The organism is Anaerostipes sp. PC18 (assembly GCF_039789045.1).
GTDB classification, from domain to species: domain Bacteria; phylum Bacillota; class Clostridia; order Lachnospirales; family Lachnospiraceae; genus Anaerostipes; species Anaerostipes hominis.
Map to the genome: position 1 here is coordinate 2687007 of NZ_CP121164.1, position 23539 is coordinate 2710545.

17 protein-coding genes are annotated in these 23539 nt (G+C 40.3%); 3 read left to right on the forward strand and 14 right to left on the reverse strand.

Features of this window, described 5'->3' with window-relative positions; genetic code table 11:
- Nucleotides 1-55: 55 nt before the first annotated feature.
- The 3 genes from P8F77_RS14485 to P8F77_RS14495 form a co-directional block, all read right to left on the reverse strand.
- Nucleotides 56-910, reverse strand: coding sequence for a DUF368 domain-containing protein (locus tag P8F77_RS14485; RefSeq protein WP_148458611.1), 855 nt, complete (start codon nt 908-910; stop codon nt 56-58).
- A gap of 13 nt (nt 911-923) precedes the next feature.
- Complete coding sequence (locus P8F77_RS14490) at nt 924-1400, reverse strand: DUF5721 family protein (RefSeq protein WP_024726613.1); 477 nt, start codon at nt 1398-1400, stop codon at nt 924-926.
- A gap of 94 nt (nt 1401-1494) precedes the next feature.
- Complete coding sequence (locus P8F77_RS14495; RefSeq protein ID WP_287517253.1) at nt 1495-2757, reverse strand: trypsin-like peptidase domain-containing protein; 1263 nt, start codon at nt 2755-2757, stop codon at nt 1495-1497.
- Nucleotides 2758-2932: 175 nt separating this feature from the next.
- Between P8F77_RS14495 and P8F77_RS14500 the strand changes: the two genes are divergently transcribed.
- Together P8F77_RS14500 and P8F77_RS14505 are read left to right on the forward strand one after the other, a co-directional pair.
- Entirely contained in the window at nt 2933-4360 is a 1428-nt protein-coding gene (locus P8F77_RS14500; RefSeq protein WP_024726611.1) for an undecaprenyl-phosphate glucose phosphotransferase, read from the forward strand.
- Nucleotides 4361-4370: 10 nt separating this feature from the next.
- Entirely contained in the window at nt 4371-5393 is a 1023-nt protein-coding gene (locus P8F77_RS14505) for an LCP family protein (protein ID WP_024726610.1), read from the forward strand.
- Nucleotides 5394-5455: 62 nt separating this feature from the next.
- On the opposite strand, the gene P8F77_RS14510 is transcribed toward P8F77_RS14505, so the two are convergent.
- Both P8F77_RS14510 and P8F77_RS14515 read right to left on the reverse strand, forming a co-directional pair.
- Entirely contained in the window at nt 5456-6622 is a 1167-nt protein-coding gene (locus P8F77_RS14510; RefSeq protein WP_024726609.1) for a cyclopropane-fatty-acyl-phospholipid synthase family protein, read from the reverse strand.
- Between the two features lie 57 nt (nt 6623-6679).
- On the reverse strand, nt 6680-7408 hold the full coding sequence (locus P8F77_RS14515; protein ID WP_287517252.1) for a helix-turn-helix domain-containing protein: 729 nt from the start codon (nt 7406-7408) through the stop codon (nt 6680-6682).
- A gap of 234 nt (nt 7409-7642) precedes the next feature.
- Here P8F77_RS14515 and P8F77_RS14520 point away from each other — a divergent pair, with 234 nt between their 5' ends.
- Nucleotides 7643-8026, forward strand: a complete 384-nt coding sequence (locus tag P8F77_RS14520; RefSeq protein ID WP_347256155.1) for a sporulation initiation factor Spo0A C-terminal domain-containing protein — start codon at nt 7643-7645, stop codon at nt 8024-8026.
- Nucleotides 8027-8525: 499 nt separating this feature from the next.
- Here the strand turns inward: P8F77_RS14520 and P8F77_RS14525 are convergent, their stop codons facing one another.
- From P8F77_RS14525 to P8F77_RS14565, 9 genes are read right to left on the reverse strand one after another with little or no spacing between them, the layout of a single operon-like run.
- Nucleotides 8526-9692 (reverse strand): CDP-glycerol glycerophosphotransferase family protein, encoded by a 1167-nt coding sequence (locus P8F77_RS14525; protein WP_347256156.1) that lies wholly within the window; start codon nt 9690-9692, stop codon nt 8526-8528.
- Nucleotides 9693-9698: 6 nt separating this feature from the next.
- The gene (locus P8F77_RS14530) at nt 9699-10634 is read right to left on the reverse strand and encodes a glycosyltransferase family 2 protein (protein ID WP_024726605.1); all 936 of its coding nucleotides are present in this window, start codon (nt 10632-10634) and stop codon (nt 9699-9701) included.
- 12 nt (nt 10635-10646) lie between these two features.
- Nucleotides 10647-13031, reverse strand: a complete 2385-nt coding sequence (locus P8F77_RS14535; protein ID WP_287517249.1) for an LTA synthase family protein — start codon at nt 13029-13031, stop codon at nt 10647-10649.
- A 9-nt stretch (nt 13032-13040) separates the two neighbouring features.
- Nucleotides 13041-15179 (reverse strand): bifunctional glycosyltransferase family 2 protein/CDP-glycerol:glycerophosphate glycerophosphotransferase, encoded by a 2139-nt coding sequence (locus P8F77_RS14540; protein WP_287517248.1) that lies wholly within the window; start codon nt 15177-15179, stop codon nt 13041-13043.
- Nucleotides 15180-15207: 28 nt separating this feature from the next.
- Nucleotides 15208-17664, reverse strand: coding sequence for a glycosyltransferase (locus P8F77_RS14545; protein WP_287517247.1), 2457 nt, complete (start codon nt 17662-17664; stop codon nt 15208-15210).
- A gap of 3 nt (nt 17665-17667) precedes the next feature.
- The gene (locus P8F77_RS14550) at nt 17668-18831 is read right to left on the reverse strand and encodes a CDP-glycerol glycerophosphotransferase family protein (RefSeq protein WP_287517246.1); all 1164 of its coding nucleotides are present in this window, start codon (nt 18829-18831) and stop codon (nt 17668-17670) included.
- Between the two features lie 7 nt (nt 18832-18838).
- Nucleotides 18839-19735 (reverse strand): UTP--glucose-1-phosphate uridylyltransferase GalU, encoded by an 897-nt coding sequence (gene galU, locus P8F77_RS14555; protein ID WP_287517245.1) that lies wholly within the window; start codon nt 19733-19735, stop codon nt 18839-18841.
- A gap of 21 nt (nt 19736-19756) precedes the next feature.
- Nucleotides 19757-20167: a glycerol-3-phosphate cytidylyltransferase gene (gene tagD / locus P8F77_RS14560; protein WP_287517244.1), complete on the reverse strand. Its 411-nt coding sequence runs from the start codon at nt 20165-20167 to the stop codon at nt 19757-19759.
- An 11-nt stretch (nt 20168-20178) separates the two neighbouring features.
- Nucleotides 20179-23535, reverse strand: coding sequence for a CDP-glycerol glycerophosphotransferase family protein (locus P8F77_RS14565; RefSeq protein ID WP_347256157.1), 3357 nt, complete (start codon nt 23533-23535; stop codon nt 20179-20181).
- Nucleotides 23536-23539: the final 4 nt, after the last annotated feature.

Genomic DNA, 23539 nt, shown 5'->3' on the forward strand with positions numbered 1-23539 from the left:
GATATAGTATTCATTACTACATATCATATCATATATTTCTATAAATGAAAACCCTTTAATCTTCGCCCAGATAATAGGCACAGATGCAGCCCGCAGCCAGTGCAGCTAATCCCGTCAGCCCTGAGAACAAATTAAAATGATCAAAATTTGCCTCATAAAGAATTGCAATTGGGGAACCAAGAATCAGTCCGCCGATTCCCGCAAAAGTAATGACTTCAAAATGTTCAAACAAATATTCTATGATCTTGGCGATGATCACCACTCCTGCTATGATCCCGACAGCCATAGGTGTCAGAAGCAGGATACCGTGAGTGAGGCCGGACAGATTCAGAGTCGCCAGATTGATCATAAACTGTGTGATCTCACGGAGAATCGGCTGATAAAATCCCAGAATCAAAAGTACCATCGAACCGCTGACTCCCGGTACGACCATCGTAGCCGCCGCAATAATCCCGATCAAAAACATTTTCCCCATCATCAGGGGATCGGCAGTCAGGATCACTTCCGATGCCGTGCTGCTCCCTAAAAGAGGCAGGAGTACAACCAGTGCAAACATAAAAAGAAATGCAATCCCATGAGAAAGACCTTTTTTCTCTCCTTCCATTCTCTTAAAAATGGCAGGCAGTCCTCCGATGATCAGACCGATAAACAGGAAGTTTATCTGAATCGGATAATACTCAAACAGCCATTTAATGACAAAGGAAAGTCCTATAAGTCCGATCACTGCTCCAATGCCTACAGGGACCAGTATTTTAAGGCTCTGTTTAAACTCTTTGCGTATATGTGTGAGTGCATAGATGATCTTATCGTAAACTCCCATAGAAACCGCCAGGGTCCCTCCGCTTACCCCGGGAATGATATTGGCAACCCCGATCAGTATCCCCCGACAAATCTCTTTTAATAATTTCATAGGCTCGCTCCTCCTATCTGCCTTTCAAAAATATTGTTATCTCTTCATCCCAGGCTGTCTCCAGGGTTTTATCCGGAACAAATGTGTTTCTTGACACTCCTGTCGTGCACTTTAAATGTTCTCTGTCGAAATAAATATTTAAAAATAATCCTCCGATCTCCTGCGGCCTATCAGATATATTATATTTCAAAAGAAAGGCTTCCATTCGTTTCGGTGCCAGCATAAGCACAAACTGAAAAGACAGAGGGGTCTTTTTCCCCTTTATAAGGGCAAATATTCTCTGCTTCTCCATTTTCCAGGGTATATACGGATACTCTTTCAGTATTTCCCATTCGTCTGTATCATAAAAATCTTTCATCATTTTTCCGTCAAATTCATACACGGTCCCCATGGACAGCCGGCCTTCGCACAGCATAAACTGGTCACACACGTCCCCCGTCAGAAAGCCGGCCATAAAAGATTTTATGTGTTCTATCTCAATTGAAATCATATGAACCCTCTTTTCTGTTACGTTAAAAACGGACGGCTGCCTGCCGCCCGTTTTCATTGTAACTTGTATGCTTTGAGAATTCAACCGTTTCCGCTTAGTTATTCTGTGTACTGCCTGAAGAGCCGTCATCCGTCTTTTTTTCCAATTTGACACTGATCGTTTTCTTCTCGTAAGTCCCCATTTGATTCTGCCGTTTTACAACAACTTTTACCGTATCTCCGGCCTTTTTGCTCTCAATTTTGCTTTTCAGTCCCTCCATTGTAGAAACCGTGCCCCCGCCAAAGCTGATGATCACATCTCCGGCACTGATACCCGCCTTCTGAGCCGGTGAATTCCGGACAACCTGACGCACCAGCGCTCCCTGAGGCATATCCATCTGCGCTGCCATATCGCTGGATATGGTCTGGCCTGATATTCCAAGGTATGCCTGCTCGGATTTATCTACGGTTTTCTGCTTGATCAGCTGATCAATGATCGGTTTCGCCGTATTGATCGGAATTGCATATCCCATTCCTTCTACATCTTCGGAAGAATATTTTACCGTATTGATCCCGATCAGTTCCCCTTTACTGTTGAGAAGAGCGCCTCCGCTGTTTCCGGGATTGATCGCTGCATCTGTCTGAAGAAGCGTCATGGTTTTATCCGTCAGCTGCACTTCTCTGTTCAGTGCACTGATATACCCGCCGGTCACTGACTGTCCGTATCCGAGTGCATTTCCTATGGCGATTGCCTGCTCTCCCACTTTCAGGTCATCAGAATTTCCGAGTGTGATGATCTTGATCTTTTTTAATGTAGCAGCTTTAATGTCCTTTACCTTTACTGCGACAACTGCCAGGTCCGCGTCATTGTCCGATCCCTTGATCATACCGGATGCGCTGGTACCGTCTGTGAATCCGACGGATAAAGACTGTGCATCAGCGATGACGTGGTTATTTGTGACAACCAGCAGATACCCGTCTTTCTTACCGACGATAATGCCGGAACCTGCTCCTTCGCTCTCATTCTGCTGCTGTCCGAAAAGGTAACCTGAACTGGTCTCATACTTGCTTGTGATAGAAACGATGGACGGCATGACATTGGATGCCACAGTGGATAAATCTTCTTTTCCTGATGTTGTTCCCTTTGTTGAGGTTTTTGTTGTATTGGTCGTTGCCAGCTGTGTTCCTCCATTGCCGATGCCCATTGCAGAAAACCCATACTGGACTCCCTGCATGGTTACTCCTGCAATCAGTCCGAAAGCCACTGCGGCAGCCGCAAGTTTTGCAATCCTCCTGACTGTTTTGTTTGCGTTTCCTCTATTTTGATTTTGATCCGGCTGTGTATATTCTGTATTATTAAAATTCATATCTTCGTACATAACCTGTATCTCCTTTCGTATTTAACTTGCTTAAATAGTACAAAATAAATGTGTAAAAAATGTGTTCTAAATGTTATAAAACTAAGAAAAACATAAGAAATAATTCCATTGTGCCTTTGCCCTTTTTCACTTATAATAAGTACAGTGTAATATTATCGTAAAGAGGAGAAAACAAATGATTAAGCAAAACCAAGCCTATTTAAACCGTCTGCATATTTTTATTGATGCGGTCTGTATTTATTTATCGGCTTTTCTGTCACATAAGATCCGCTTCGAATGGGGAAAGGATTCATGGGTCTCTAAGCTATTTTTCTTTGTCGGAAAATATGAACTGGGATTTTCATACTACCAGAAGACGGTTTTTATTACAATCATTATCCTTCTTTTATTATATGCCTTTTTCGGCCTATATACCCCCAAAAGGTATCAGCGCGGAAGCCGTGAGATCCTAAACCTATTTAAGGCAAATCTTATCGGCCTGGGCATCGGGTCTGTTGCCATTGTCCTGACAAAACTGCAGAACTTCCCCCGCAGCCTCCTGCTTTTATTTTTCTCTATTAATTTTGTCATCGGAGTTCTTTCCCGCTTCACAATCAGAAAGGTGCTGAACAGAACACGGGAAAGCGGACGAAATTTAAAACACGTAGTCCTGGTCGGCTTCAGTACCTCTGCCGCCGCCTACATTGACCGCATCAAAGCCAATCCCCACTGGGGACTTTATATCCATGGTATTTTTGATGATACCATCAGCGACAATTTTGAATACAGAGGGATCAAAAAAATCGGCCTTTTAAACGAATTGGAAGACTACCTAAGCCAGACTACTCTGGACGAAGTGGCGATTACCCTGAATCTGGATGAATACGAAAAGCTGGAAAAACTGGTGGCCATCTGTGAAAAGTCCGGTGTCCATACAAAATTTGTACCTGACTATTATAACTTTATTTCCACAAACCCATACACCGAGGATCTGGACGGTCTTCCCGTCATCAATATCCGCAATGTGCCGCTGACAAACGTCGTAAACCGTATTGCCAAGCGGATCATTGACATCATCGGATCTGCCTGTGCCCTGGTCATTTTGGCTATTCCGATGCTGATCATCGCACTGCTGGTAAAACGCAGCTCACCGGGACCGGTCTTTTTTGCGCAGGAAAGAGTCGGGCTTGGCAACAAACCGTTTAAGATGTACAAATTCCGTTCCATGGGTGTTCAGGATCCAAAAAAAGAAGCCACTCAGTGGACAAGACCAAACGACCCGCGGGTGACCCCGTTCGGCAGGTTCATCCGTCACACCAGTCTGGACGAGCTTCCTCAGTTTTATAATGTTCTGCGGGGAGATATGAGCCTTGTGGGGCCCCGTCCGGAGCGTCCGCTGTTTGTAGAAAAGTTTAAGGAAGAGATCCCCCGCTATATGATCAAGCATCAGGTCCGCCCGGGCATCACAGGCTGGGCCCAGGTCAACGGTTTCCGCGGTGACACATCCATCCGCGGCAGGATCGAGCACGATCTCTATTATATTGAAAACTGGACCTTATCATTGGATTTTAAAATCCTGTTTCTGACCGTTTTCAAAGGATTTATCAACAAAAACGCATACTAGGAGGTTTTTTATGGGCGTAAAAGCAGAAAAACGACGGCATTCCCATATCCGCTGGATCTTTATCCTACTTTTCCTGATCGTTGTTCTGATCGGCGTGATCTTGGGAGTTTCCTACACGAAACTGGGCAAGATCAATTCCACACCAATGAATCAGAGCAAACTGGTCACGGTCCATGAGGATGCCAATATGAAAGATTACACCAATATTGCCCTGTTCGGCATTGATTCCCAGACCGGCAGTATGTCGGACCGCGGCAACCGCTCTGATTCCATTATCGTTGTCAGCATCAACAATCAGACAAAAGAGATCAAGATGCTGTCCATCTACCGGGACACTTATGTGAGCGTCAACGGCCACTACACAAAGATTAATGCAGCGTATTCCATGGGAGGTCCCGAACTCGCTGTCAGTACCATCAACCGAAACCTGGATTTGAATATCACCCAGTATGCGACCGTAAACTTCAAAATTCTTGCGGACATCGTAGATTCCATCGGCGGCATAGAAGTAAAGGTTGATTCCTCTATTTTAAAAAATCTGAACAGCTATATCGGTGATATGAACCGTTTAAACGGAGGCGATTCCCCCAAGATAAAGACCGGCGGAGTACAGACACTGGATGGGAACCAGGCCGTCGCATATTCGAGAATCCGCTATACGGCAGGAGGCGACCTTGCCCGTGCCGGACGGCAGCGTGAAGTTCTTCAAAAGATCTTTGCCAAAGGCAAAAAAAATCCATTTGGCCTGATGGGCGCCATGGATAAGATTCTTCCCCAGATCAAAACCAATATGGACCAGAAAGAACTGTTCTCTATGCTCTTGTCTATCTTCCGTTATGACATTAAGGGTCAAAAAGGATTCCCGTTTGATCAGAGGGAATACAAGTATCTCGGAGTATGGTATGGCTTTCCAACAACTCTGAAAGAAAATGCTGTCCAGGTACATCAATACCTGTTTGACACTGAAAACTATCAGGTCAGCGATGAACTGGGACGGATCAACCAAAAGATTATAAATGTAATCGGATATTAAAAAGAAGGTATTCCAAAGTCAAAACGACTTGCGGAATACCTTTTTCTATATCATTCTATACATCAATACCATCTGGTCATCGGCAGTTCATTATTTATCCCATTGGTAAATAAAAGCTGATGCAGATCAATGATGCCATTCTGAAAGGTTGACGCACAGGCACAAAGATACAGATCCCACATCCTGGAAAATGTCTCTCCGAACCGTTCTTCGATCTCTCTTCTGTGCTCATTAAAATTCTTATCCCAGCACAGCAGCGTTTTATTGTAATGTCTCCTCAGACTCTCTGCGTCCAGTAAATAAAAACGATACTTGGCGCTCAGGCTGGTGATCTCCCGCAGACTCGGTATCACGCCTCCCGGGAAAATATATTTCTTCATCCATGGATCTCCCGGATGTTCTTCCAGCGCACTGATAAAATGCAGGAGAAACACCCCTCCTGGCTTCATCGCCCTTTTGATACACTGGAAAAACAGTTCATAATGATCTCGTCCCACATGTTCCAGCATACCCACGCTGACAACCCGGTCAAATTTTTTCCCATATCCCGCAAGATCACGATAATCCATCAGTTCAGCATGCAGGTAATCCTCAAGTCCTTCTTCCCTGATCCTCTTTTCGAATCCCTGCTGTTGTTCTCTGCTCAGTGTGATCCCGGTGCCCCGGATTTTATATTTCTTTGCGGCCTCTATGAGAAGATATCCCCAGCCGCATCCAATGTCCAAAAGCTCCATACCTTCTTTTAGATAAAGCTTTTCCAGTATTCTCTGTGTCTTCTTTTTCTGTGCATCAAAAAGCGTGTCCTGCTCATTCTCAAAATACCCGCAGGAATAATTTAAAGTCTCATCCAGCCAGAGACTGTAAAAGTCGTTTCCCAGATCATAATGCGATGCGACGTCTTCTTTCTGCTTTCTTCTCCCCAGAGACGGAAACATCAGTTTCCTTAATACTCTGGTATCCACAGAAAAGTTCCCCATCTGTCCGAGAAAATAGTACAGGGCCTGATACAGATCCCCGTCGATCTCTAAATCACCCCGCATATATGCCTCTCCCAGCGCCAGAGACGTACTTGTGATCATCTCCTTCAGATCCGGCTCTTTTTTAAAAATAATGGAAAACCTGGGATTTCCATGCCCGATTGTATACTCTTCTTCTCTGATTTTAACAAGAAACGGAGTCTCATCAAATCTGTCCAAAAAATGGAGAATTGCTTTTTCTTCCAGCTTCATATGCTCTGTCACACCCTTTCTAACGTCATATCTTGAGTATTGACAGATTTACAGCTTTTAAACGGTGGATGTCAAATCGGGAATATCAATCGTTCCTACGTATCTTCCGACTCTCTTATATTCCAGAGAATTGGTGATCAATTCATCATCTATGGTGCCGTTTAATGATCTCAGAAACTGGACGCCGTGTCTCTTAAAATAGCGTCCTATGCATAAATATCCGGCCCGAAGAAACATCCATATCTCTCCATGCTTCGGCAGACGTCCATCCAGATATTGAAAACCCAGAACTGAATTTCTGCAAAACTTTGGTTCCAGATTGCTTGTGCGCACCCATACAAAAAATGTACATTCCCTTGTAATCGGATTCTGTTCCACCCATACATCATGTACTTTCTGGCTCCCATAGTCGGCCAGCCCATCCTCCACACTGGTAAATTCAAAACATTTCATAGCTTTTTTACCTGACGATGTCAGAGACACCATTTTGTCATATTCCAGATTGATCACATATTTGATATATTCTTTTTGATGCGCCGGCAGTCTCTTGAACTTCTGAATATAATCCTCGTAACTGTATGGCACCATTGGCTCTCTGTTGGAAAACTCATCCAGAGAACAATTTAAGGAGGCCGCCACTTCTTCCATCGTATTATACCTGGGATTTGGTGTAATACCGCATACAATTTTTGATAAAGTTCCTATCGGAATCCTGCTGGTTTTTGACAGTTCTTCCACAGTAAAATTTTTTGACTGCATAATTTCCTTTAGTTTTTTATAATTCATCCGCTTAACCTTCCAAATATGGAATAAATCCATTGCTCCATAAGTTGACAATATTCCTCATTATTCTCTATAATGAACATGATTACATAATCTAAGGAACCAACATTATCTTTATAAGGGGAGTATATCATGCAAAACGAAAATCTTCAATTGGTACTGTCAGATGATACAATTTTACAAATTTCGGTCATCCATTCAAAGGATAGGGCACCTATACCTGATACCACATCTCACGTGATTCACATTAATCAGCTGTTAAATCAGACAGTTTCCGGAACTCAGCATCTGGACCTTTCCGGAAAGATCAGCAAACTTTTAAAACAGCTGGGCATCACCCCGAATCTGAAAGGCTACCTCTACCTGAGACAGGCAATTGAAAAAGGAGTGCAGGATCCTTCGGTTTTTGACGGCATTACAAAACGTCTGTATCCGTATATTGCAGAGCAGAATCATACCACGTCCACCAGTGTAGAGAGGACGATCCGCCATGCCATCGACACTGTTTGGAACAAGGGAAACAAAGAATTATTCTGGAGCATAACTCAGACATTCACGCTGGAACGTCCTACAAACAGTCAGTTTATTATTCAGCTGGCTGAATATTTCTCAGAATATTAAATTATTTTATCAGCTTTCTTCCATTTAGAATGACCGTTTATAAAATCGTCCTTTACCCGGGTATTACTTCCGGATAAAGGACGGCATTTCTTAAATATTTCTCTTCTATTCATCCATACTCCAGCTTTCATGGAATCTCTGCTCATAGTCTTCGGCCAGTATCTGACGGAAATCCGGATGTGCGATCTGGATTCGCTTTTTGGTCCGGTTTCTCAGGGGTTTCCATGTCTTCCATTCTCAAATCATCTGGTGCATAATAGACAGCCGCTCTCATATGTTTCTCCTCCTTTTTTACTGCATGATTCCTCTTACCTTATCTCAAGAACACCATGCCCCTTTCTTTACCCTCAACCAGACTATTTCCCATCAGGTAAGAAAGATCAAAAACAAAGTCTTTCCTGATAAATAAAAGAAAAAGCTGATCCTCCGTTTCATCTACGGAGAATCAGCTTTTCACTGTCTCTTTTTCTGCATATGGAATTTTTCGTCTGCATATCACCTACAAAAGCTGCATCTTTTCCAGAAGCGCTCTGCCCACTTCTCTCTGTCCTCTTTTACAATAAAAAAGGTCCCTGACTTTTTTTCTGTCTTCCTTAAAATCATCAATTCCTGAGACTATCTGACTCATGCCGTTCATTAATTCATCAAAGGTCCCGGCCTTGATCCCCGGTGTCACTTCATCATAAGGAAAATACATCTCCCTGTCCTTTTCAATATAGCTGTCATAATCAAAATCATAGAAAATGACCGGGCGGTCCAGCAGCAGATAGTCGATATATGTGCTGGAGTAATCGGTGATCAGTATATCCGTTTCTATCAGCAGCTCCTGAATATCCAGCGAATCCTTTGTCATGTCTACAATATTGGAATAATCCGAAAGATCTACATCCTCATGGATATGATAAAAATGTCTGCGGATGATAAACAGTATCTGATGATCCCGGCAGAATTCATCCAGGCCTTTTAAGTCAAAATGCTCCTTCAAAGGAAACGGAGTCTTCCCTTCCTGCCGGTGTGTTGGCGCGTAAAGGACTACGTTCTGTCCCTCAAGCCGCTTCCTCAGTTTTTCATTCACCGGGAAAAGCTCCTCATTATCGTAGAAGAAATCATTCCTGGGCTGTCCATAAGTAAGGATCTGCTCCGCGGGACGACGGAATGCACTCTTATAAATCTCGGAAAAGGTCCGGCTCGTGGCTACCACATACTCTCTTCCCAGAGGAAACTGCTGAATTTTACGCCGGATCCTCTGTCCCCTGCTGTCCCAGTCTTTTTCCTTGGTATCATCATATCCAACCTTCTTGAGCGGAACTCCATGCCAGACATTCAAAAATACGGCTCTGCCGAGAAATGCATGATTCAGATCACTGATCCCATTGCACATCACCGCATATTTCGCCCTGAGCTGACAGAGAATCCCCTTCCGGTCAGAAAACAGATAGGCCTCATAGCCAAGCGCCCTCACTTCCCTGACAACCTGGGGATTTTTCGTAATCCAGACCGGGCGGATTCCTTCCATCTGGTTTGCTTCTATGAAAAGATATTTAGGATTATCGGCAAACTGCTGTCCGAGCCAGGCACCGAACACCCATACCTTTCTGCTCCTGGGCCAAAGACACGACAAGTACATTACAATATATTTCAGTATAAGCTTCATACCACTTTTCATCTCATCTTAACCCCACAGCCACTGCATCAGCTTACGGATTTTCCCTTCTTTCAGAACCTGATGATTCCGGTAGAAGTAAAGTCTGCGCATCTTTCCTCTATAATATAGATTCCCATAAGTTTTCAAAAGATTATATTCATCCAGTCCTTCGATTTCTTCCCCATAGGTTTCTACAAATCCCTGGATCTGCTCCATAGATTTAATCATCTGTTTCCGGTAGGACTCTTTGCCCTCTTTGAGTCTCTGCATTAAAAACACAGGATTCTTTGAATTCTTCGCTCCCACGGAATTATTTCCATGCTGCCTGTAATACATCGTAGGTTCATTGACAAAGGCAATCCTCCCGAAAATCTTGGCGACAAGAGCCGCCCAGTAATCGTGCATCAGAATTTTCCCCATAGGAAGCGGCTGCAGAAAATACTTCTGAAGTGCCCGGTTAATCATTGCTGTGCATCCGGTTACAGAATTTTGTACGATCAGCTGGTTTAATGCAATCCTTTTGGGCAGGTTTGCATATTGGAAGAAGGATTCTGCGATCATCTCCAGATTTTCGTCTACCACTGAAAGATCCGTGTGTACAAGGATCGGCGTATCCTTCCCATACCGTTCCTCCATGGCTTCCATCTTCTTCATCGTCTCATAAATCTTATCCCGTTTCCACACATCATCCTGGTCACAGAACATAAAATACGGTCCGTGCGAATTTCTCAGAAGATTGATAAAATTATTCTTGGCACTTCCGGTGGCAGGCTCATTTTTTATGATCTTCACCTGGTCCGGATAGCGCTTTTTAAACTCTCTCAAGATGTTCAGAGTCCCGTCACAGGATCCGTCGTCTCCTGTGATAAGCCTCCAATTACCATATGTCTGGGAAGCAATGGATTCTAATTGAGCCTTCAAATAATCCTCTCCATTATATGTTGCTAATAGAATTGTAACCATAGCCCTGCCCTCCTACTCCTTCAGGAAAAATAAAGAATCGTCTCTCTTATCCTTTGCAAACAGATGATAGTACTGGACCATCCAGTACTCTTTTAAATCCTCCGGCAGGTCATCCAGCGTGTCAATGCTAAAAAGGTTATACTTTTTATCCATATATACACTTCCCGTTACGACAGGATATTTTGTATATAAATCTTGAAGAAAACTTTCATACGGAGTCACTTTCCCTCCGATCACCTTCAATAACTTTGCGGACAGATAATTGGGACTGATTGCCTTTACTTCTTCTTCTTTGATATCATAATTTGCCCATATAATAAAAGGTACTTCATGCTTTTTCTGTTCATTCTCAAGGGCGGAACCATTCTCTTTATCCATTACCTTATTATAAAATTCCTGCGGCAGCTTTGGCTGGTGATCGCCAAACATTACAATGACGGTCGGTTCCTTCACCTTTTTAAAATAAGAGACTAAATTCTTAAAAGCATCATCTGTTTTTTTGATCAGGCTCAAATATCGGTTTACCGACGGATTACTGCTTGTATCAGTAATCTTTATCTCCTGATTAAAATTAGAATAATCTTTCTCATAGCCACCATGATTTTGAATTGTCACATTGAACATAAAAAACGGAGCACTGCTGTTTTGCTTAGCTTTTTCATATTCAGATGTAATCTTATTAAAATCTTCCTGATCTGTAATAAAACTGCGGCAGACTTCCGGATTCTGAAAATCTACAATCGATAAATAATCCTTAAATCCAAGAAGAGGATAGACCTTCTCTCTATTATAACCATTTGACAGATAAGGATGCAGAACCAGATTTCCCTGATATCCTTGCCCTTCCATAGTTGTCGCAAGACTCCCCATAGTATCCTTCACCTGATATTGATAGGCAACAGATCCTCCCGGTAAAAATGCCATGGAACTGCCTGTCAGGAATTCAAATTCGGAATTTGCCGTCTGTCCTCCGTAGCTGGACATATACATTGTCCCTTTCACTGTGTTCTTATCTAATTTTCTGATAAACGGCATAAAATCCTTATTGGTCTTGATATCTCCCAATACAGTAAGATCTGAAAATGCTTCATTCATTATGGTGATCACGTTAGGCTTTTTACCAGACACTTTTTTATTGTGTTTTTCTGCCTTTTCAACATAAGGTTTCATGATTTCATCCACTTTTTCTACAGAATAACCTGTTGGTTTTTCGGTAATCAAAAACTTTATACTGGATGTGAATACACTCGTGTAGCCATACTTATTACAACTCACAGTAGGGTCCCAAACCTTTATGTGAATACCCAGCCTGCTCAAGCGGTCCGTACTCCCAAAAACAGAAACACATACTGCCAGAAGTACTCCAAACACTGCTGCCGGGACAAAACGCTTTTTCCCCCGCACACCTTTTGAGCACTGCAGTCTGACTGCTAAAATTACAAAGGCCAGAATCAGTACTCCATTCCATAAAACTGCTGTATTCACATCATATTCATACTGAGTAGCCACGTTTGCAGCCGTTCCAATCGTGGCAAAATCCACCGGCATCAGGGACGTCCCTCTAAATCTTGTCACGTAAAAGTTTGCAATACCCAGACCCGATGTACAAAGTATCGATAATATGGAAGCCCATCGTGTGCGGTTCGTAATCAAATAGAAGAATGCCAGCACCGCAGCATAAATCAAAAGATTCAACAGCCCATATTTTATGCCTATATATTTAAGAGAAACCGATGTAAATCTCTCCATCAGAACATAACAAAAAACTGGTGTTATGAGAAACATTCCGCGGCTGAGCCACAGATTCCATTTTTCATTAAGCCTGTTTGGAATAAATATCAGGATGAAGAGAGCAAGGATTGATGCCAGCAGCATAACATATTTCTTCACATTAAAGCCGTTATAGTAAATCGTTATATTTTTGCTCTTTAAGGTAATTCCCTGACTTTCACTGCCCTCCAGTACTTTCAAATGAAGTGTATAATCATTTCCCTTCTTCATCTGTTTCTTTATTGTAATAACGGTCCCGCGGATACCTTTGTGAAACTTCGCTTCTGCAAGACGGCTCATTGGTACATCTTCCTGCCAGATAACCTTTTTCTCCTGATCTGTGATCCAAAAGCGTATATTTCCCTCTGCGGCACTTCCCCTGGGATTGATAATACTCATCTCCAGCCGCTGTAAATCTACATATTCAGCCCGGAAATCAACAGATTTCTCCCAACCTTTGTGAATACTATCATTTTTTTCATGTTCGACTTTTAAGGCATTGAACATTTCACCCTTGAAAGCATTGGACTGTGTCAATGCAAATACAAAATAAACCGCTAATAGTGCTGCACACAGAATCCGTCCATATTTATCTATTTGTGATTTTCTAACTGTTCTTTTAATCATAGCAGTCCTTTAATGTCTGAATACACGTTCTACGATACGCTCTGCTGCATGTCCGTCATCAAATGAACAAAATTTTTCATAGAACTGATCATATTTGTCTTTGTATTGTTCTTCAATCTTATCAATGTTTTTTACTGCATCTACAATTTCTTCATTTGTAAAAAGCAGCGGCCCCGGTACATCATCTTCTATACTGATATAAAATCCACGCAGAACATCTCTGTACTTTTCCAGATCATAAGTAAAGAATAAAATAGGTCTTCTGAGATTAGCATAATCGAAAAACACAGAAGAATAGTCTGTAATACATATATCCGAGATCAAATACAAGTCTGCAATGTCACTGTACTTGCTCACATTGACAACAAAATCCTCCATCCCTGTCACGTCGATGGAATCTGCAATAAAGTAATGAGTTCGGAGCAATACCATATATTCCTGACCAAGTTCTTTTCTCAAATACTTGAGATCCAATTTTAATTGGAACTTATATTCTCCCTGATCATAAAATTCGTCGTCTCTCCATGTCGGTGCATAGAGTATAATCTTCTTCTCCTCCGGTATGCCAAGTTTGACTTTGATGGAAGCTGCCAGTTCATCCCGGTTCGGCGCATATAAAATATCATTTCTTGGGTAGCCTGTCTCCAGTATTTTCCCCTTATCATATAAAAAGCAGCTCTGAAAGACTTCCGTAGAAAAAGGATTATCAGAAATCAGATAATCCCAATTCCTGGATTGAGAATATACAATCATTTTATATTTTGGTGTTGCCGAAAAAACATCGTCCATATCAAAAACCAGTTTTTTCAGAGGGGTTCCATGCCAGGTTTCTAAAAATACCTGCTCTTTTCGCTTATCAAACCATTTTGGCTGGCGCATGTTATTGACCCAATATTTTGCTCTCGTGATGTAGTAATAATATCTAAAGCTAAAACGTTTGATTCTTACCGGATTCCCTGGAATCTTAAAAGACTTGTCGTTGATGATCCAAATAAATTTATATTGATCTCCATAATGTTTCAGCAAATATTCATAAATATATTTACAGCTGTCAGAGTAATTTTTCCCCAGAAAACTTTCAAACACAATCCAGTTATTCTTCTGCGAGAATTTCTGAAAAAACATGTGAGTTATTGTCTGCATCCGATAAGATCTGCTGCGAAAAACACGAATTATTTTCCTTTTTTTCCAAATCAAATCCGCCTTCCTTTTCCATTTAGAAATCTCATCCGCTTTTCCGGCTCTTGCCAGCATACGTCCGCTTTTTGGCATGCCGTTTATTGTAGCCTCCGAAATGTTTTTCATATAAAGATGTAAATCAGAAAAAGTGCTTTTCTCCCAGTTTGCTGCTCTATCCTGCCGAATGTTCTGAATTTTCTCAGATAAATACTCAAACAATTTTTTATCCACAGAGTCTTTCACATCAGCTGAAACATCCTCCTGCATTTTCAGAAGCGACTGTCCCAATTGTTTCCAATAATCTTTCCTGTCGCCATAAGATAATGACGGAAACTGTATTTCATCGTTATGTCTTCTTTTTATATAGACAGCATCGGCACAGTACACAATATTCTGACCGCTGTTCACCATTCTTGATAAATATGGTAAATCACTAAAAATCTGCAGATTATCATCGAACAGAATACCTTTTTTTATAAGAATATTACAGACCGTAATTAAAGGGAATTCCGGCCTTTGTAAAATCAAGTCTTTCTTCCAGTCTCCGGTATACTCCTGAATCTCATATTCTGCTTCTTCCGTGATGAAAAAATTATGATAATTCAACCAGGTGTATTTTGTTTTTCCATATACGGCATCCGCCTTCTCATCACACATTTTATTCATGAGCGATTCTAAAGCATCATCCTGAATATAGTCGTCACTGTCCAAAAAGTAAATATAATCCCCTTTTGCATTCTGGATTCCAAGATTTCTCGCTGCTGCTGCTCCCGATTTCTTTTCATTGGATACTACTTTTATTTCCATTTTATCACGGAATTTTGCAACCGTCTGATCAATCTCTTCTTCCACACGATCTTTCACCAAAATCACTTCAAACTCTCTTATCGTCTGTTTTGACAGACTTTCAAGACAATCTTCTAAATAATGAATTCCTTTATGAAAAGGAACAACAACGCTAACTCCCATTGTTTATTCTCCTTGTACTTTAATTCTTTTATCCTAAAACAGCCTTTTCAAATTCATGAAATACCTCTGAATTATACTCATCTGCTGAAAAACTATATTCCGGAACTTTGCCTTTTATAAAAGCTTCCATGCCTTCATATATTTCATCTTCGCTGTTTCCAATCAAATACTGGCCTCCCTCTGTAATACTGTCAGATACAGAGGAAAACTTAGAGATGATCAAAGGAAGCCCCAGAGCTCTCGCCTCATATAAAACTAACGGCTGTCCTTCATAAAGAGACGGCAGGATAAAGCACTGGCACCTTTTCATATAGGAAAACGGATACTCCATCTGTCCGGTCAAAACAACCTTATCTCTTATATGAAGGCCGTTTATTTCCTGCATCATTTCCTTTCTTAAAGGTCCGTCCCCAAGAATGTGAAGCATCACATTTCCGTATTTCTCCTGCAGCCTTGCAAAACTGCGAAGCAGGTTCAATTGATTCTTTTCTGTGGACATTCTTCCCATTGTGACAAAGTTTATAAACTTATCATCAGGCCACCTTCTTGTCTGACCATAGAGATCTGTTCCCGATATAGAATCCTGCTTCAGATCATTTTCTAAGCGTCCAATATCCAATGCATTTCTTGCATAAGTAAACTTATGAAACGTCCCGCTAGCAGCAAAACTTTTCATATTCTGTTTCATCACATATTCTCCACAGCTTACGATCTTATCATAATACTTATATAAGTAGAATATGGTATTCAGGTTTTTTTCATGCGGCTTAACGCCATGTATTACTTTTTTTGCATCTAACGCCAGATCATTGTGCTGCCAAATGATCTTTTTACCGTTTTCGGCCTGAAGCAGCAGATAAGAAGATACAGGAGAGTATCCTCCGAATTCCACAATTACGTCAAACTGACTGTCACCAAAAGTTCGCCGGAAATCCCATCTAAAAAATTCAGCAGGAACTTTCTCCCACTGCTCATCATTATATACCCCAGTCTTTAATATTTTTTTCCTGGCGACTAGCTCTTTCCATGGACCGGACGCCTCAGGGATATATACAATACACCTGGCATTTTTATTTAAGGAGAGCAGCTTTTCCATGTCTCCCGGTATGATTCCAGGATATTCTACACCTATGGTGACATCATATTTATCATAGTCTATAATATTTAAAAGGCTCATAAAGGATCTGGTAATTCCATTCTCAGACAGTCCGCCCCTGTACAAAAGTATCTTCGGTTTTTCTGTCACCCTTTGCTGACAGACAGACTGATCTTTTCCGAACCACACTACATCGATAATTCTGTCACAAACATGCCCATCATCATATTCTAACACCCAGCGGACATTTTTTTCATACAACGTGCTGTATTCACACTGTACATCTTCTATATTCATAATCCGTTGAGACACATCACTCAGACACTTTACAGCAGGCCCCGGCAATTCATTAAGTGGCAGATAAAATCCTCTGGTATCTTCATATTCTTCTAAATCAGGAATATAAAACAATACAGGTCTGCCTGTGGCCAAAAAGTCAAAATAAATACTGGAGTAATCCGTAACAAGAATATCGGTCACAGATAATAATTCGTTTGTGTCGACCGAAGATGGAACAAATTTTCCTTTTATATCTGACCGCTCCTTAATCTGATGGTAAACCTGCTGATGCGGCTTTACAAGAATCTGATACTCATCAGAAGAAAGCTTCTTCTCCATCTCCTCAATAAAATGAAGATATTCATCAGCCTCTTCCCTTGGTTTTGAAAAATCTTCTCCTCTCCATGTAGGAGCATAGAGTACGATCTTCTTTTTATGGCTGCCAGGCAGCCCCAGACTGTCTAAATGCTTATAAATACTTTCTTTACTATCACTCCAAAACACATCATTTCTGGCATGGCCGGTCTCTATCACCTTACCATTCCAGAGTCCCTCTAGCTTATAGCTTTTCCAGTACATATCAGACTGGAATTTATTAGCGGACAGCAAAAAATCCGCTGCAAGAAAGTTCCGAATGGTATTGGCAGAGTTGAAATTTCCGCCGGGCATATCATAGCCCATCTTTTTAAGGGGAATGCCGTGCCAGGTATTAATATATACCTGTTCTTTCCTCTTAATAAAATATCCCGGAAATGTACTGTTATTGATCAGGTATTTTGCTTCCGCCAAATATTTTAAATACTCTTTAGAGTGACGTTCTATGAATATAACAGAGGGATCGTTTTTATACTTACAAATCAGGTCTTTGTGGCTTTTCATGCTGTCCAGCACCCAAATATGCCGATAATCTTTAAATTCACTCCTTCTTCTCAGCGCTTCAAACATCGCCTTAGGATTACACAAAATTCCTCTTCCGGCAAATGCTTCATAAAGTATCCAATGTTCCTGTATTGCATGTTCTCTGTAACATTTCGCATAATACGCCCGAACATTTATTTTTTCAATTTTAGTTAAGGCCGGTTTTATTCTGTCTATATATTTATTAAACATATGCTACTCCAATCCCAAGGTTTTCAATACCTGCCTTGAAGCAGTTCCCGTCTCAAACTGGTGATATTTTTCTGCAAAAACACTGTACTTTTCCGTCCACTCTTCGGGAGAATAACACTTAATATCTCTAATCAGCTGTTCTGTATCCCTGGAAACAGGTCCCGGAGCTTCTTTGAGGAAATCAAAATAAAAACCTCTTAAATTTTCTCTGTAATTGTCAAGATCATAGGCAAAAAACAGCATAGGCCTTTTCAGCAGACTGTAATCAAACATCACCGAAGAATAATCTGTGATGAGAAGATCCGCGGCCAGATATAAAAATGCAATATCTTTCGTTTCATCAAATGTATAGATAAAATCCGAATAGGGACTCCAATCAATCTCCGCTGACACAAGATAATGATATTTGACAATCATCACATACTCGTCTTTTAAAGCCTCTCTCATACGGGCAAAGTTCATATTGGTAGCGAATACAAAATCTCCGTCACCTCTGAATTCATTGTCCCGCCACGTAGGAGCATACAAAATAATTTTCCTGTCCAAAGGGAGTCCCAAGCTTTCTTTCAGTTTTCCTGTATTCTCTTCATTCCACTCATTGAACAGAATATCATTGCGGGGATAACCAATTTCTAAGATTTCTTTATTATAGGAAAAACAACTGCGAAAAACATCAGAAGCAAATCGATTCTGTGAAATCAGAAAATCCCAGTCTTTCGTTGTCTCCAGAAACTGGTTGTGGTAATCTTCTATATCACTGCTTCCATTAAGATCTAACTTCTCCATGTCCAGAGCTAACTTTTTTAGCGGGGTTCCATGCCATGTCTGAAGAAAGACCACATTCCTTTTTTTTATATAATAAAGAGGCTGACGACTGTCAAAAATCCAGACCCCAGCTCTCATTAAATACCAAAAGTATTTTAAATAATTATTCCTTACTTTCCTGCACTTTCCGGGAATTTCAATGCTTACATCCAGAAGAAACCAGACACATTTATACTTCTCATCCAATCCTGACCGCACAGCTTCCTCATAAATAAAACGTGGATTTCCTGTATAATTTTTCCCATTGCTGGCCTGAAAAATTATGATATCTTTGGATACCGGGATGAACCTGGTCATCATCCTATACAGTTGTATCAAAATACTTTTTATAAGTTCTTTCACAATTCACCTATTTCATTTTTTCTGCAATTTCCTTCAGATAGTCTGCCACCTGGTCTCTCAGATCAGAACGCTCCAGTGCAAAATCAATGGTAGCCTTGATAAATCCGAATTTATCCCCCACGTCATACCGGATACCCTCAAAGTCATAGGCATATACAGCCTGGGTATCAATCAGCCGGCAGATAGCATCTGTGAGCTGGATCTCTCCTCCTGCTCCGGTTCCCTGGCTCTCAAGAAGCTCAAATATTTCCGGAGTCAGAACATAGCGGCCCAGCACCGCCATACGGCTGGGTGCCTCTTCCTGTTTCGGTTTTTCCACCATGTTATCCAGTTTTACAGCTCTTCCGTCAGCGGGTACATTGCGGTTCGGTGCAACAATACCATATTTGCTCACCTGGTCTTCCGCAACAGTCTGTACCCCCACAACAGAGGCGTGATGCTTGTCGTAAGCATTGATCAGCTGCTGAAGTGCAGGCTGTCCGCCTTTGTTTATCACGACATCATCTCCCAAGAGTACCGCAAAAGGCTCATTTCCGATAAAGGATTTCGCACAGAGAACCGCATGTCCCAGACCTTTAGGTTCCTTCTGGCGTACATAATAGATATTGGCAAGGTTGGCAATATCATTGATCATCTTGACCTGAGCCGTCTTGCCGGACTCACTCAAACGTGCTTCCAGTTCATAATCTTTATCGAAATGATTCTCCATACAATGCTTGTTGGAATTGGTAATGATCAATATTTCTTCGATTCCGCTGGCAACTGCCTCTTCTATAATATACTGAACAGTAGGTACATCCACGATCGGCAGCATTTCCTTCGGAATTGCTTTTGTAGCCGGCAAAAACCTTGTACCTAAACCTGCTGCCGGGATTACGGCTTTTCTTACCTTTTGTGTACTCATAAGGACCTCCTGTATAATTTCTTATTCTCCTTTTTGTTTCCCCATCAATCCTAAATCTTGTTTTATTTTAGTGGTAGAGATGCCCTCTGTTCTGGGGAGATAAACTACGTCACAATAATCTTTTAAGAAATCAAATTTGCCTTCCCAGTCATTCCCCATGACAAAAGTATCCACATGATACTCCTGAACATCCGAAACCTTCTGTTCCCAGTTGTTTTCAGGGATTACCAAATCAACATATCGGATTGCCTCCAGCAGTTTTTTTCGTTCTTCATAGGTAAAGTAACATTTTTTCTGTTTTTCATCCCAGTTAAACTCATCGGTTGAGAGAACTACGATTAGATAATCTCCCAATTCCTTTGCTCTTCGTAATAAGTTAATGTGTCCCGCATGCAGCAGATCATACGTCCCATAAGTGATAACTTTCTTCATGAAATTGCCTCCTAAATAATATTATCTTTCTGTAAACATTTTAACAGACGTTTTGTATTGTTTCCATCGTGAAATTCGACTATTTTCTGATAATTGCCGATATATTCATTTCGTTGCCCATTCTCATAATCTTCGATCAACTTTTGTGACAGTTCCTTTTCATTATAGCATATATCTCCAAAAGCGTTTGATTTATTTAACATCAGTTTCGTATTTGATCCATATTCCTTCAGACATTCTTCCAGCTCTTCCCAATAGAAAATTACATTTGCCCCTCGGTAAAAAGCATCATAAGAAATAGAAGAATAATCCGTAATAAGCACTTTTGTGTTCTGTAAAATGGTATCATACTTCAAGTCAGCTTCAGACAGGTACTGACTGAATTCATTTCCATTTCCCCTAAATATCTCTGAGATGAGCGGGTGGGGAAGCAGAGTCAGCTTCTTCCGAAGACTTTCAGGAACTGCATATACCATCCTCTCCAACATTTTATAATATTTCGTCTGGTAAAGATCTTCAACTGCTTGATTATACTCCCATGGTCTCCATGTAGGCATGATAACAATCCTGTCTGCATCTTCATTCCATTTGTTTTTATCAAACTTACATAGTCCTGTCAAATATATATGCTCTGGTTTGTGCTGCCCAAAATCAAGAAAATGTTCTGCCTCCAAATTAGATGAAACTACAACTCTATACTCCTTAGCTTTTTTCGGCATCTGACTGAACATCTTTCTGGAAACAGAATCCAGAGAAATCATATACATAACACCATGCTGCAGAAATATATAGTTAAATCTTTTATTGACGATTCTTTTCCTGACAGCTTTGCTGCTGCACCTTGTTTCTAATGCATGCCCTATACTTTCTGAAGACATAAATGTCTTACATGCAAAAAACATGAAATAGTGTTTAAGAGAAAACTTTGAAATCAAATTATTTTTATATTTTTGTTTAATTTCACTCCCGTGTTTTTTGAGATACTCTTCATCCAAGACAAAAAATACATTTTTATAGTTTTGATCAATGAGTTCTTCATATAAAACAGACGCTGACTCCTCATATCTGGAACAATTTTTCTCATACAATAAAATGTAATTTTTCTTCTGAAGAGCTTTTGCTGCGAGTGATGCGGCCCATAATTTTATTCTCTGCCAATTGACATCCGTAAAATTTATTGGCCGGACAGACAATGCCAGAAATCCATTATCATTCGCTCGATAATAAATAGTCCGGTTAATATCTTTGTATTTGCTGACAGCTGAAATTTTATAACCGTTTTCTTTGCGTCCATAGATTACTTTCTTTTTAAATCCAAATCCTTCTCTGTCTTCCCAGCACCAGTGCAACGTACTGCTGAGTTTCATTTTTTCAATCGTTTTATTATGAATTTTAAAAATACAAATATTTAGTTTGCCGTCACCAAACCAAGGAATACCTTTTTTAAACAAAAAACAAGATTGCAGCTTTTGATCACCAGCTTCAATTTCAACTTCTCTCTGGCTGACATCAATTACGGAATAATAACGGACCAAAGATACCGCTGTATAATAAAATCGTGTCCTAAAAGTTTTTATAAATAACGCTGAATACTCTATTGTCTTATTGAAAAACTTCTTTTTTGCGTCATCGACATTTTCCTCTTTTTCTATAAGTTCCTCTTTAAAATCTTTTTTTCTCCAATCTAAAACCCGATCAAATTTTTTTAATGCAAGCTTTTTATTAAAGAGAAAAGAGGAATGTAGAACTTTACATCCTTCAACTTCATACGGAAGAAGTATGATACTTTTTTCGCATATCAAGACAGAAAAAGTATCAATCATCTTTTCTCCGTCCACACTAAACTGAACAAACTCATCTATTTTCATCTTTCCAAAAAGACGATTTTTTTGATACTCAAAAATACTTCTGATCCTGTCTGAATAATTCGTGACTCTCAACTTCTTTCTCAGCCAAAGAAGTGTTTTTTCTTTTAACGTAAAAGTATAATTATTTACCAATCCATGGACCAGAACTTCTTTCGGGAGTTCATTCTTTAAGAACTCTACTTTCCGGTAGGACAGTTTTCCTTTAAAGCCCAGCATGACATTATACCTAGAATAATCCAGTGCTTTTAAATACCTGACTAATAAATATTTCCGTGAGTCATCCCCTAATGTATCACCGTATATATAAAGATTCTTTTTATTATTCAAGCGTGCAGATTGGATATAAAGATTTTCTGCTTTTTCCCGGAACACTAACTCCAGTAATTTTCTGCTGGAATACCTGTCCGCATACTTGCAAAACTTATTTATAAAATCCTTCGTATCAATTTCCCTTACATGATTTATTTCATATAAAAGTGAATCTACATTTTCTACAATTGGAAACGGCAGTTCATCTATGGAAAAATAAGTTCCTTTCTCTTCTTCATATTTCTCCCGGTCATATGCATATAATACAATTGGCTTCTGTGATACTGCGAAGTCAAAAATTACACTTGAGTAATCTGAAATCAACATATCACAATTTTTTAAAAAGTCATATGTCTCCTGGTCTTTTGGAAAAGATTTGATATGCTTGTACTGCTTAAAATCCATATCGTTTCCTACTAAGAAATGCAGATTAACGTATAAGACCTGATCATCCCCCAGCCCTTTATCAATTTCATTTAAAAATTCAGCGACAATTCTTTTTTGCTCTTTTACATTTGCAATGCGTCCCGACCCGCGCCATGTAGGTAAATACGCAATATTTTTAATCTTATCTGCCGGTGCACTTCCATCATAAAAGGCATCATTTCTTGGATAATCACACATCAGGCACTTGCCAGTCATAAAATTTCTGAGATCATAATCATCTAAAAACACTTCTCTGGTATGATCATTTGGGAACAGTGCATAATCACACATAAAATAATTTTTTTGGACATTTGGCAGAGATGTGGCATTTTTCAGGTCACTGATGCCTAAATATTTTATTGGAGTTCCATGCCATGTGTTCACATAGACCTGGTCTTCCCTTTTCACCATGTAAGTAGGAAAAGAATTATCCGTAAACAGATATTTTGCTGTGGCGAGATATTCTGCATATTTTTTTGAATTACGGACAACAACTTGTGCCTTAAAAAACTTATAATTTTTTAAGATCTCTTTAGTCTTTTTTTCCGTATCTTTGGTAGCCACAAAAATAGGATGTTTATCCTTCCACTTTGGATTTTGTTCTATTTCCTTGAGAAGATAAAACATATTTCCATTATAGTTTTTGCCTTGAGCTCCCTCCAATAACACCAAAGAGGTATCTACGCACTTTTTGCGAGAAACCTCTCTGTAAACATCTATAACATCCTTATCGCCCTTTGTAAATCTTTTTAATTTATGCAGCATAATA

Coding starts and splice junctions, on each gene's coding strand:
- P8F77_RS14540 (WP_287517248.1), bottom strand. CDS start 15,179: ATGGGAGTTAGCGTTGTTGTTCCTTTTCATAAAGGAATTCATTATTTA.
- P8F77_RS14530 (WP_024726605.1), bottom strand. CDS start 10,634: ATGGTTACAATTCTATTAGCAACATATAATGGAGAGGATTATTTGAAG.
- galU (WP_287517245.1), bottom strand. CDS start 19,735: ATGAGTACACAAAAGGTAAGAAAAGCCGTAATCCCGGCAGCAGGTTTA.
- P8F77_RS14495 (WP_287517253.1), bottom strand. CDS start 2,757: ATGTACGAAGATATGAATTTTAATAATACAGAATATACACAGCCGGAT.
- P8F77_RS14485 (WP_148458611.1), bottom strand. CDS start 910: ATGAAATTATTAAAAGAGATTTGTCGGGGGATACTGATCGGGGTTGCC.
- P8F77_RS14525 (WP_347256156.1), bottom strand. CDS start 9,692: ATGAAAAGTGGTATGAAGCTTATACTGAAATATATTGTAATGTACTTG.
- P8F77_RS14535 (WP_287517249.1), bottom strand. CDS start 13,031: ATGATTAAAAGAACAGTTAGAAAATCACAAATAGATAAATATGGACGG.
- P8F77_RS14565 (WP_347256157.1), bottom strand. CDS start 23,535: ATGCTGCATAAATTAAAAAGATTTACAAAGGGCGATAAGGATGTTATA.
- P8F77_RS14510 (WP_024726609.1), bottom strand. CDS start 6,622: ATGAAGCTGGAAGAAAAAGCAATTCTCCATTTTTTGGACAGATTTGAT.
- P8F77_RS14515 (WP_287517252.1), bottom strand. CDS start 7,408: ATGAATTATAAAAAACTAAAGGAAATTATGCAGTCAAAAAATTTTACT.
- tagD (WP_287517244.1), bottom strand. CDS start 20,167: ATGAAGAAAGTTATCACTTATGGGACGTATGATCTGCTGCATGCGGGA.
- P8F77_RS14545 (WP_287517247.1), bottom strand. CDS start 17,664: ATGTTTAATAAATATATAGACAGAATAAAACCGGCCTTAACTAAAATT.
- P8F77_RS14490 (WP_024726613.1), bottom strand. CDS start 1,400: ATGATTTCAATTGAGATAGAACACATAAAATCTTTTATGGCCGGCTTT.
- P8F77_RS14505 (WP_024726610.1), top strand. CDS start 4,371: ATGGGCGTAAAAGCAGAAAAACGACGGCATTCCCATATCCGCTGGATC.
- P8F77_RS14500 (WP_024726611.1), top strand. CDS start 2,933: ATGATTAAGCAAAACCAAGCCTATTTAAACCGTCTGCATATTTTTATT.